The following is a 12,037-nucleotide window of genomic DNA, read 5'->3' on the forward strand; positions in this document are numbered from 1 at the left end:
CTTTGTAAAAACCAACCCATTTACGAATGTTAGATTCATTTAGACCTTTTTGTTTAGAAACAGCTGCTGCTGAATAGTGTGATTCTAAAACTAATTTTACACATTCAAGTTTAAATGCATAATCATACTTGACTTTTCTGCCCATAAAAATACCCCCAAATAGTGTCTAACTTTTTGGGGGCAGTGTAATTTGCGGTTTTTTTTTATTTTAGGATAGGTATTTATATATTTAAATCGTCAAATACATTGATTAATCGATCTCCTTGTGAAGGTGCTGGAGCATTAGGATTTACAATGTTTCCATCGGTGTCAATAATAATAAATTTAGGGAGTCCTTTAATTAAGAATTTCTGAGCCCATTCTAAATCTTTTGGTTTTTTACCACTAAATAATTGTACACCTGTCATTTCTCGATCTACAATTGTTTGTTTCCATTTTTCGTGCAGATTTTTAGAATCAACATTAATGCTTACAAATTCAATATTTTTACCATGATAATCTTCTTCTAATTTTTTTAACAAAGGTGTCTCTCTTTTACATGAACTACACCAGGTAGCCCAAACATCTATATATAGGTATTTTCCTTTACCTAATAAATCATCTAAAGAAGTTGTTCCTCCTGCATAATTTTCAAAGCCTTTAAATTTAGGACTAGGTTGTCCTTTGGCAATTACTTTTAATAAGTTATAGCTTTTAGATAGTAGGTCTTTATGTTCTTTGTTTGTTGAATATGTTATGAATTTATCATAATATTCTTTTAAATTATCTGTACGAGTTATACCAAGTTTAGAATCTTTGTATAGTAAGTCATTTTTAACTAAGCTATCAGTAACTTTATTATTAACGGTTGTTAAGTATGTTAAATAATAGTCGTCTGCTTCTTTATTCTTGGTAATAGTTTCTAGTTGTGTTCCTAGCATAACACGATAAGAAAATGAATTTACATAATCTTTGTTGCTATTGTAATTAAAATTATGAAAAGGGTCAGGGAAATTTTCTGAAACAACAAAATCTTTATCGTCATTTAAATATCTGTAATAATCTTCGTAGTTACTTAAATTTCTTAAATAGTCGTAATCAATATTTTTAATTTCTTTTTTAAGGAAATCAGTAGGTAAGTTTTTAGCAATTAATAGTTCAGTTAAAGCATCTTTATATTTTTCAACTTTATCTAAAAAAACAGTCTCCTCTAAAGCAAAGTATTTATTGGCGCTTACTAATTGTTTTTTCCAGAAACTTCTTTTTTGAATAAAGTAGTTATTAATATTTGCATTAGTTCCTTTAAACTTAACAGCGTCAGGTTTTTTGTAGTCAATAGTTATATTTGTATTAACGGTGTCTTTAAGGTATAGTTTTACTTCTACTTTTTTTGATTGAAGAATGAGTGTGTAATAACCGTCTCTATTAATTTTTATAGTATCAGAAAAGGATTTTGTTTTTTTATTAAATTTAATTTTTTTATTAAAATCAAACCCAGTTAAAGTTATTTCTTTCTTTTTGAAGTTTTCTATTTTACCAGATATGATAAGGTAATTTTTAATTGGTTTTTCTTTATTACAAGAAAATAATACTATACTAATAATTGTTAAGAGTAGTGTCTTTTTCATTCTTTTTACTTTAATTTAAAATAAATATACCTTTTTTATTTTAAAGTTAAAAGTAAAATTATTTAGCATAAAAAAAACCGCGAAAGTGCGGTTTTTTTATTTTTAGTATAGTAAATGTTTATATTCCTAAACCATCAAATATATCAAGTAATTTTTCCCCTTGTGATGGTGGTGGCGCATTAGGGTTTACAATGTTTCCATCAGGATCAATAATAATGAATTTAGGCAATCCTTTAATTAAGAATTTTTGAGCCCATTCTAAATCTCCTTGTTTTTTACCACTAAATAACTGTACACCTGTCATTTCACGGTCAATAATTGTTTGTTTCCATTTTTCGTGTTGTTTTTTATCATCAACACTAATACTTACAAACTCTATGTCTTTTCCGTGATACTCTTCTTCTAATTTTTTTAATAAAGGAATTTCTCTTTTACAATAAGCACACCAAGTAGCCCAAACATCAATATATAAATATTTTCCTTTACCTAATAAGTCATCTAAAGATGTTGTTCCTCCTGCATAATTTTCAAAATCCTTAAATTTAGGAGCAGGTTGCCCTTTTGCGGTAGTTTTTAAAATGTTATAACTTTTAGATAACTCATCTTTATGCTCTTTGTTAGTAGAGTATGCCATGAATTTATTATAGTATTCTTTTAAGTTATCTGTACGAGTTATACCTAACTTAGAATCCTTGTATAATAGGTCATTTTTAACTAAACTATCATTAACTTTATTATTAACGGTTGTTAAGTATGCTAAATAATAATCGTCAGCTTCCTTATCTTGAGTAATAGTTTTTAACTGGGTTTGTAACATTACACGATAAGAGTACGAATTAACATAATCTTCGTTACTACTATAGTTAAAATTTTCAAGTGGATTTGGGAAATCTTCTGAAGGAGTAAATTCTTCATCACCTGTTAAAGTACTAAAGTAATCTTGATAGTTACTTAGGTTTCTTAAATATTCGTAATCAATATTTTTAACTTCGCTTTTAAGAAAATTAGCAGGTAACTTGTTTGATATTGATAGCTCTGTTAAGGCATCTTTATATTCATTAGCTTTATTTAAAAAATCTTCTTCTGGTAAAGAGAAAAATTGATTTGCGCTAATAATAAATTCTTTCCACGCTTTCTTTTTTTCAATAAAGTAATTGTTAATGTTAGCGTTAGTACCTTTAAAAGCTACTTTTTCAGGTTTTTTATAATCAAGAATTATTGCGGTATTAACAGTATCTGTTAAGTATAAATCAAAGCGTTTTTTATTTACGACTAATTTATAATATCCGTTTTTAGTAATTCTTAAGGTGTCTGAAAAAGAACCAGTTTTTTTATCGAATTTTATTTTTTTATTAAAATCAAAACCTTCTAAGGTAACATCTTTCTTCTTGAAGTTTTGAATTTTACCTGATAAAATAAGATAATCTTTTACTGGTTTTTCTTTGTCACAAGAGATAATGACAATCCCAATGAGGGCTAAAAGTATTAGTCTTTTCATCTATTTAATGTTTATGTTAATGGGGTTAAGGCGCCCAAGTTACTTTTTTTAGGATTTTTATCAAAGAATTTAGTAATATATTTAGCTATTTACCTGTTTTTTTTGTAAATATTAACATTTATGAGTTTGTAAAGGAGTAATAAAAAAGGTAATGATTTTACATCATTACCTTTTATTTTTATGTTTTGTACTGCTATTTTAAGGTGTTAAATCTATTCTTTGTCTATTTCAGTACGAGATTCTTTTGGCTTTTCTCCTTTTTCGATTTTAATGATAAGTTTACTGTCTTTTTCATCTAAATCCATAAAAATAGTATCACCTTCATCTAGTTTTGAGTTTACAATTTCTTCAGCTAAAGCATCTTCAATGTATTTTTGAATAGCTCTTTTTAAAGGTCTTGCTCCATATTTTTTATCAAACCCTTTGTCGGCAATATAATCCTTAGCTTTTTCACTAAGCATTAATTTATACCCTAGGTCGTCGATACGACTTAAAAGCTTATCTAATTCAATATCAATGATTTTATGAATATCTTCACGTTCTAAGGCGTTAAAAATAATGATATCATCAATACGATTTAAAAATTCAGGAGCAAATGATTTCTTTAAAGCTCCTTCTATAATACTTTTCGCATGTGCATCTTCTTGTTCTTTTTTAGAGGAAGTACCAAAACCAACACCTCCACCAAAATCTTTTACTTTACGAGCACCTATGTTAGATGTCATTATAATAATAGTATTTCTAAAGTCTATTTTTCTACCAAGACTATCTGTAATATGACCATCATCTAATACTTGTAAAAGCATGTTAAAAACATCTGGGTGTGCTTTTTCAATTTCATCTAAAAGAATTACTGAATATGGTTTTCTTCTTACTTTTTCTGTTAATTGACCACCTTCTTCATAACCTACGTATCCTGGAGGTGCTCCAATTAAACGAGAAATTGCAAACTTCTCCATATACTCACTCATATCTATTCTAATTAAAGAATCGGTTGAGTCAAATAACTCTTGCGCTAATACTTTTGCTAACTGCGTTTTACCAACACCTGTAGATCCTAAGAAAATAAAAGAACCAATAGGTTTGTTAGGGTCTTTTAAACCAACACGGTTACGTTGTATTGCTTTTACTACTTTAACAACAGCTTCGTCTTGACCAATTACCTTTCCTTTAATTAATTTCGGAAGGTCAGCAAGTCTATTATTTTCAGCTTCAGCTACACGATTAACAGGTATTCCTGTCATCATAGAAACAACTTCTGCTACATTATCTTCGGTAACAATTTCTCTATTTAATTTAGAATCTTCTTCCCATTGGTTTTGGGCAGATTCTAAAGCGGTTTCAATGTTCTTTTCGTCATCTCGAAGCTTTGCAGCCTCTTCGTATTTTTGACCGCTTACAGCCTTTGTTTTGTGTTCGCGAATTTCTTCTAATTTAGCTTCTAATTCAAGCACTTGTTGAGGTACAACAATATTTGTAATATGAATTCGAGATCCAGCTTCATCTAAAGCGTCAATAGCTTTGTCAGGTAAAAAACGATCTGTCATGTAACGGTTCGTTAATTTTACACAAGCCTCTATAGCTTCATCAGTAAACGAAACTTGGTGATGGGCTTCGTATTTGTTTTTAATGTTATGTAAAATTTGTATTGTTTGTTCTACGGTTGTTGGCTCTACAATTACTTTTTGAAAACGACGCTCTAAAGCACCATCTTTTTCGATGTTCGTTCTAAACTCATCTAATGTAGTAGCTCCAATACATTGAATTTCACCACGTGCTAGGGCTGGTTTTAACATGTTTGAAGCATCTAAAGAACCAGTTGCTCCACCTGCACCAACAATGGTGTGAATTTCGTCAATGAATAAAATAATATCATCATTTTTTTCTAACTCGTTCATTAACGCTTTCATACGCTCTTCAAATTGCCCTCTATATTTTGTTCCGGCAACTAAACTTGCTAAATCTAAAGAAACAATTCGTTTGTCAAATAAAATTCTTGAAACTTTTCTTTCAATAATTCTTAGAGCAAGCCCTTCTGCAATAGCAGATTTACCTACCCCAGGTTCTCCAATTAACATTGGATTGTTCTTTTTTCTTCTACTTAAAATTTGAGAAACACGCTCAATTTCCTTTATCCTACCAACAACTGGGTCTAATCTTCCTGCGATAGCTAAAGCAGTTAAATCACGTCCAAAATTGTCTAAAACAGGTGTTTTAGATTTTTTTGATTGTTTGTCTTTAGGGCTTTGTTGCCCGTAAGGGTTTGTTTTTCCTTCTTTAAAATCGTCATCAGAAGGTGTTTCTGCCGTAGGAGAAGCGTAAGGGTCATCTACGTGAAGCTCTTTATATAGCGTTTTTGCTTGTTCGTAACCTACATCGTATTTTTGAAGCAATTTCGTTGTAGGGTCATTTTCATTACGTAAAATACATAATAATAAATGAGCAGTATCAATTGAATTACTTTGATATAATTTAGCTTCTAAAAACGTGGTTTTTATAGCTTTTTCTGCTTGTCTTGTAAGATGTAAACTCTTTTTTTCAATATTTGCTATTGATGGGGTGCTAGGGTTTAATTTTTCTAATTTATTGCGCATCAAATCTAAATCTACATCAAAAGTAGTTAGTATTTCAATGGCTTTTCCATCTCTCTTTTTTATTAAACCTAATAAAAGATGTTCTGTACCAATAAAATCATGCCCTAATCGTAAGGCTTCTTCTTTACTGTAAGTAATTACATCTCTAACTTGTGGTGAAAAATTATCGTCCATAAATTTAATTTGTATATGTGTAAAGTTAGTAAGTTTTTTTCTTAAAAATAACAAAAAAGGTGCCAATACTTTTTTTGCAGTCATTATGACAAGCTAAATATAAGATATTAATGTTTAAAAACAGCTAAAATTGTTGATAAGTATAGCTAAAACAATAAATAAATTTTTTGTGTAAAACGAGTCATTGTAGTATCTTGCAATGTTTTAAGAAATACAGCTAATTTTAGTGTATTTTAAAAGTGAGTTTTATCAAGTGTAAAATTCACTTTTTTGACGAAAATGAGAACTAATATTTTAAAGAAATATATATGGCAGATGGCGAAAAGTTGATTCCTATCAACATTGAAGAGCAAATGAAATCAGCATACATTGATTATTCAATGTCGGTTATTGTATCAAGAGCATTACCAGATGTAAGAGATGGTTTAAAACCTGTTCATCGAAGAGTATTGTTCGGTATGCATGAATTAGGAATTAAAGCAACGGGGTCATATAAAAAGTCTGCAAGAATTGTAGGGGAAGTATTGGGTAAGTATCACCCGCATGGAGATACATCTGTATACGATTCTATGGTGCGTATGGCACAGAATTGGAGCGTACGTTATATGATGGTTGATGGTCAGGGTAACTTTGGTTCTGTTGATGGTGATTCACCGGCAGCAATGCGTTATACTGAGGTTAGAATGCAAAAAATATCAGAAGACATGTTAGCTGATATTGAAAAAGATACTGTAGATCATCGTTTAAACTTTGATGATACTTTACAAGAACCAACAGTATTACCAACACGTATACCTAATTTATTAGTAAACGGAGCTTCTGGTATTGCAGTAGGTATGGCAACAAACATGGCGCCACATAACTTAACTGAAGTTGTTAATGGTACCCTTGCTTATATTGAAAATAGAGATATAGAAATTGATGAGTTAATGCAACACATCAAAGCACCAGATTTTCCTACAGGAGGAACCATTTATGGTTACGAAGGTGTTCGTGATGCTTTTCATACAGGTCGTGGACGTATTGTAATGCGTGCAAAAACTTCTTTTGAAGAAGTAAAAGGAAGAGAATGTATTATTGTTACTGAAATTCCTTATCAGGTTAACAAAGCAGAAATGATTAAAAAAACTGCGGAGTTAGTAAATGATAAAAAACTTGAAGGAATAGCAAATATTCGTGATGAGTCTGATAGAAACGGAATGCGTGTCGTTTACATTTTAAAACGTGATGCAATTCCAAATATCGTTTTAAACAAACTATATAAATATACTCAATTACAAACGTCTTTTAGTGTAAATAATATTGCGTTAGTAAAAGGACGACCAGAGCAGTTAAACTTAAAGCAATTAATTCAATATTTTGTTGAGCATAGACATGAAGTTGTTGTGCGTAGAACGGAGTTTGAATTAAAGAAAGCTGAAGCGAGAGCACATATTTTAGAAGGATTAATTATTGCTTCAGATAATATTGACGAAGTAATTAAGATAATTAGAGCTTCTAAAAATGGTGATGAAGCACGAGAAAAATTAATAGAACGTTTTGAACTGACAGAAATTCAAGCAAAAGCAATTGTAGAAATGCGTTTGCGTCAGTTAACAGGACTAGAGCAAGATAAGTTACGTGCAGAGTTTGATGAAATAATGTTAACAATCGCTGACTTAAAAGATATTTTAGCAAACGAATCAAGACGTTACCAAATAATTACAGATGAATTAATTCATATTAGAGATAAATATGGAGATGAGCGTCGTTCTGTAATTCATTATGCAGGAGGAGATATGCGTATCGAAGATATGATACCTAACTCTAAAGTTGTAGTAACTATTTCTCATGCAGGATATGTAAAGCGTACAAATCTTGACGAATATAAAGTTCAGAATAGAGGAGGACGTGGACAAAAAGGAGCAACAACACGTAATGAAGATTTCTTAGAACATTTATTTGTAGGAACAAATCATCAATATATGATGTTCTTTACCCAGAAAGGAAAAGTATTCTGGATGCGAGTGTATGAAATTCCAGAAGGAGGAAAGAATACGAAAGGAAGAGCAATGCAAAACTTAATCAATATCGAACCAGATGATAAAGTAAAAGCATTCTTAGTAACCCAAGATTTAAAAGACGAAGCTTACATTAATAGTCATTATGTTATTATGGCTACTAAAAAAGGACAAGTTAAAAAAACACCATTAGAGCAGTATTCTCGACCAAGAACTAATGGTATTAATGCGATAACTATTAAAGAAGGAGATGAGCTTTTAGAAGCAAAATTAACGACTGGTGATAGCCAAGTGATGTTAGCATTAAAATCAGGTAAATCTATTCGTTTTGAAGAAGCAAAAACCCGTCCTATGGGAAGAACTGCTTCAGGAGTTCGTGGTATAACTTTACAACACGACAAAGATGAGGTTATTGGTATGATTGCTGTAAATGATATGGAAAGCAATATTTTGGTAGTTTCTGAAAAAGGGTATGGTAAACGATCTAAGCTAGAAGATTATCGTGTAACTAACCGAGGAGGTAAAGGTGTTAAAACATTAAATATTTCTGAGAAAACAGGTGAGTTAGTAGCTATTAAAAATGTAGACGATTCAAATGACTTAATGATTATTAATAAATCTGGTCTTACAATTCGTATGGCTGTTGAAGATTTACGTGTAATGGGGCGTGCAACACAAGGTGTTCGTTTAATTAATATTAAAGATTCTGATAGTATAGCAGCAGTAGCTAAAGTTATGCGAGAAGACGATGAAGAAGAAGAAGGTATTGAAGGAGAAGAAAATAATGGCACGGAAATTGAAAATGAAACTAACGAAGGTCAAGAATAACAATAAATAAATAAGAACTAAAATGAAGAAACAATTATTAACGCTGTCTTTAGGGTTGATGACATTAGGTTTAATGGCACAGAAATCTGAATTAAAAGCAGCAGAGAAAGCTATAAAGAAACAAGATTTTACAAGTGCTATTACTACTTTAAATTCAGTAGAAGGAGCAGTGATGATGAGTGATGAAGATAAATATAAGTCTAAGTTTTTCTTTTTAAAGGGGAAAGCTTTAGCGGCTAAAAAAGATTATAAAGCTTCTGGAGCAGCTTTTAAAGAATTGTTAGCTATGAGTAATAATAAATACTCAGAAGAAGCGAAGCCTATTTTGAATAAAATGATTCAAGATGTATCTAAAAAAGCTATTGATTTATATAATAGTAAAAAAGACTTTAAAGCAGCAGCTGATAATTTTTATTTAACATATGTTTTAAGTCCTACAGATACTTCTTTTGTTTATAATGCTGCTATTTCTGCAACACAAGCAAAAGAGTATGATACTGCTATTAAGTATTATAAAGAATTAAGAAAAGTTGGTTATACAGGTGTTGAAACTCAATATTTAGCAACGAACAAATTAACAGGTAAGGTAGAAAACTTAGGGTCGAAAGATCAAAGAAATTTAATGTTAAAATCTAAAAAATACATTAAGCCTGAAGATAAAACATCTGAACCTAAAACAGCTGTTATTGTTAAAAATATAGCATTGCTTTTACAACAACAAGGTAAAACAGATGAAGCTATTGCAGCTTTTAAAGATGCTCGTGCTTCAAACCCGAAAGATTTAAACTTAATCTTAAACGAATCTCAGTTGTATATTGATATGGGAGATATGGATAAGTTTGGTGCATTAATGAGTGAAGCTATTGCTTTAGACCCAAAAAACCCTACATTATATTACAACTTAGGTGTTGTTAATTTTAATGAAGGAAGAATGGAAGATGCTAGGAAGTATTACCAAAAAGCAGTTGACTTAAAACCTGATTATGCTGATGCTTATATGAATTTAGCAGTAGTAGTTTTAGATAAGGATAAGAAGATTGTTGAAGAGATGAATCAAAATTTAAACAACTTTAAAAAGTATGATGCATTAGCTTTACAACAAAAAGAAGTTTATAAAGAAGCATTACCTTTCTTAGAAAAAGCTGATGGTTTAAAAAGAAGTGTTGATACTGTTAAAACACTTATGAATTTATATGAGGTTTTAGAAATGGAAACAGAAGCAACGAAATATAGAGATTTATATAAGTCAATGAAATAGATTTTATTTCATAAAACAAAAAAAACCGAAACTTAAAAGTTTCGGTTTTTTTTGTTTTATAATGTCTTATATTAAAATAATGTTACTCCAAAATGTTATTTAATTAAGCGTTTAATAACTCTTAACTTATGCGTGTGTTTATTTGTATCTACATTGTAAATACCACTATGATCAAGCTTATCTATTCTAACCTTACCATGTGCATGAATAATGTTATAATCATTCATAATAATACCTACGTGCGTAATAACACCTTCGTCATTATCAAAAAAAGCTAAATCTCCTGGCTCACTTTCTTCAATAAAACTTAAAACTTCACCTTGTGTAGCTTGTTGTTTAGCATCGCGTAATAAATTATAACCACATAGTTTATAAACTGTTTGGGTAAAGCCAGAACAGTCAATGCCAAAAGGAGATTTTCCTCCCCATAAATAGGGGACATTTAAAAATAAAAATGAAGTATCAATAATTGCTGTCTTAGATAATTTTTCAGCACATACCTTTCCTTCATAAAAATAAGAAGTAGTATTTATGTTGATACTTTTATTTTTTAAAAACGGAAGTCTTGCTCCTAGTGGAATAGTTGTTAAATTATGATTGCTATCAGTAATAAAATCAATTAACTCACCGGCATAACTTTTGTTTTCTTCGGATAAAGAAATATATACCTCTTCGGTGATTTCTTCATATTGTTTATTATCGATAAAGCCCTCATAATTATCGAAGCTTAACCGAATTTTACTCCACTTTTTAGCTTTTTCTAAAATTTTAAAAGGTTCGCCAAAAACTACTTGATTTACCATTTCTGACGTGTCAGTTGGTTCAAGTCGAAGTGGTACAATACTTAAATTACAAATTCCGAAAGACATTTATTCGTTTATTAAAAGTTAAACTCTTTCGATTATCATTGCACTGGCACCACCACCACCGTTACAAATACCAGCAGCTCCAATTTTTGCATCGTTTTGTTTAAGTATTGATGTTAAAGCAATAATTATTCTTGCTCCAGAAACTCCTAATGGATGTCCTAAAGAAACAGCACCACCATTTACATTTACTTTATCGGCAGATAAACCTAGTATTTTCATGTTTGCTAAACCAACAATAGAGAATGCTTCGTTTAATTCAAAGTAATCTACATCATCAATAGCAACACCAGCTTTAGCTAATGCTTTTGGTAAAGCTTTTGCAGGAGCGGTTGTAAACCATTTAGGTTCGTGAGCAGCATCAGCATATCCTTTAATTTTAGCAAGAGGAGTTAAACCTAATTCTAACGCTTTATCAGCAGACATTAAAACTAATGCAGCACCACCATCATTAATCGTTGATGCATTTGCAGCAGTTACAGTTCCTTCTTTTGTGAAAGCAGCACGTAAAGCAGGAATTTTCTCCATTTTTACATTTTTATATTCTTCATCTTCAGAAAAAATAACAGGTTCACCACGACGTTGAGGTATTTCTACTGGTACAATTTCATCAGCATACTTACCTTCTTTCCATGCATTTGCAGAACGCGTATAAGACTCAATAGCAAAAGCGTCTTGATCTTCTCTAGAAAATTCATATTCGGTAGCACATTCATCAGCACAAACTCCCATTGCTACTTGTTCATAAGCATCAACTAAACCATCTTTTTGCATACCATCTTCCATCTTAATCGGTCCAAATTTAGAACCAGATCTTGCATGTTGGTAATGAGGAATCATACTCATGTTTTCCATACCACCAGCAACAACAACTTCAGCATCACCTAAAGCAATTGCTTGTGCAGCTAACATGATAGATTTCATACCTGAAGAACAAACTTTATTAACAGTAGTACAAGGTACAGTATTCGGAATTCCAGCAAAAATAGCTGCTTGACGAGCAGGAGCTTGTCCTAATCCGGCAGAAACTACATTTCCCATAAAAACTTCTTCAACCATTTCTGGTTTTAAGTTTATTTTATCTAGGGCACCTTTAATTGCTACAGCGCCTAATTTTGGTGCTGGTATTTTTGATAAAGATCCTAAGAAACTACCTATTGGTGTTCTTGCAACTGATACAATAACTACTTCTTTCATATATTTGGGTGTATT

Annotated in this window: 8 protein-coding genes; 2 read left to right on the plus strand and 6 right to left on the minus strand. The window is 30.8% G+C overall.

Going from position 1 to position 12,037, the window contains the following annotated elements; all coding sequences use genetic code 11:
• From H518_RS21550 to H518_RS0102360, 4 genes are all read right to left on the minus strand, one after another.
• The coding region (locus tag H518_RS21550; RefSeq protein ID WP_043706388.1) for a transposase at positions 1–145 on the minus strand (145 nt) is incomplete at its 3' end.
• A gap of 76 nt (positions 146–221) precedes the next feature.
• The gene (locus H518_RS0102350; protein ID WP_028887587.1) at positions 222–1,607 is read right to left on the minus strand and encodes a TlpA family protein disulfide reductase; all 1,386 of its coding nucleotides are present in this window, start codon (positions 1,605–1,607) and stop codon (positions 222–224) included.
• Between the two features lie 118 nt (positions 1,608–1,725).
• Positions 1,726–3,105, minus strand: coding sequence for a TlpA family protein disulfide reductase (locus H518_RS0102355; protein WP_028887588.1), 1,380 nt, complete (start codon positions 3,103–3,105; stop codon positions 1,726–1,728).
• 212 nt (positions 3,106–3,317) lie between these two features.
• A complete protein-coding gene (locus H518_RS0102360) occupies positions 3,318–5,873 on the minus strand; it encodes an ATP-dependent Clp protease ATP-binding subunit (protein WP_028887589.1) in 2,556 nt (851 codons plus the stop codon).
• A gap of 308 nt (positions 5,874–6,181) precedes the next feature.
• Here H518_RS0102360 and gyrA point away from each other — a divergent pair, with 308 nt between their 5' ends.
• Positions 6,182–8,701, plus strand: a complete 2,520-nt coding sequence (gene gyrA / locus H518_RS0102365; RefSeq protein ID WP_028887590.1) for a DNA gyrase subunit A — start codon at positions 6,182–6,184, stop codon at positions 8,699–8,701.
• A gap of 22 nt (positions 8,702–8,723) precedes the next feature.
• Positions 8,724–9,959, plus strand: a complete 1,236-nt coding sequence (locus H518_RS0102370) for a tetratricopeptide repeat protein (protein ID WP_028887591.1) — start codon at positions 8,724–8,726, stop codon at positions 9,957–9,959.
• Positions 9,960–10,054: 95 nt separating this feature from the next.
• On the opposite strand, the gene H518_RS0102375 is transcribed toward H518_RS0102370, so the two are convergent.
• Together H518_RS0102375 and H518_RS0102380 are read right to left on the minus strand one after the other, a co-directional pair.
• On the minus strand, positions 10,055–10,828 hold the full coding sequence (locus tag H518_RS0102375) for a C40 family peptidase (protein ID WP_028887592.1): 774 nt from the start codon (positions 10,826–10,828) through the stop codon (positions 10,055–10,057).
• Positions 10,829–10,846: 18 nt separating this feature from the next.
• A complete protein-coding gene (locus tag H518_RS0102380) occupies positions 10,847–12,022 on the minus strand; it encodes an acetyl-CoA C-acyltransferase (RefSeq protein ID WP_028887593.1) in 1,176 nt (391 codons plus the stop codon).
• Positions 12,023–12,037 lie beyond the last annotated feature (15 nt).

The organism is Tenacibaculum ovolyticum DSM 18103 (assembly GCF_000430545.1).
In the GTDB taxonomy this organism is placed as follows: domain Bacteria; phylum Bacteroidota; class Bacteroidia; order Flavobacteriales; family Flavobacteriaceae; genus Polaribacter; species Polaribacter ovolyticus.

Bases quoted from the DNA above. Each gene is read 5' to 3' on its own strand.
- H518_RS0102350 (WP_028887587.1), bottom strand. From the start codon at position 1,607: ATGAAAAAGACACTACTCTTAACAATTATTAGTATAGTATTATTTTCT.
- H518_RS0102355 (WP_028887588.1), bottom strand. From the start codon at position 3,105: ATGAAAAGACTAATACTTTTAGCCCTCATTGGGATTGTCATTATCTCT.
- H518_RS0102360 (WP_028887589.1), bottom strand. From the start codon at position 5,873: ATGGACGATAATTTTTCACCACAAGTTAGAGATGTAATTACTTACAGT.
- gyrA (WP_028887590.1), top strand. From the start codon at position 6,182: ATGGCAGATGGCGAAAAGTTGATTCCTATCAACATTGAAGAGCAAATG.
- H518_RS0102370 (WP_028887591.1), top strand. From the start codon at position 8,724: ATGAAGAAACAATTATTAACGCTGTCTTTAGGGTTGATGACATTAGGT.
- H518_RS0102375 (WP_028887592.1), bottom strand. From the start codon at position 10,828: ATGTCTTTCGGAATTTGTAATTTAAGTATTGTACCACTTCGACTTGAA.
- H518_RS0102380 (WP_028887593.1), bottom strand. From the start codon at position 12,022: ATGAAAGAAGTAGTTATTGTATCAGTTGCAAGAACACCAATAGGTAGT.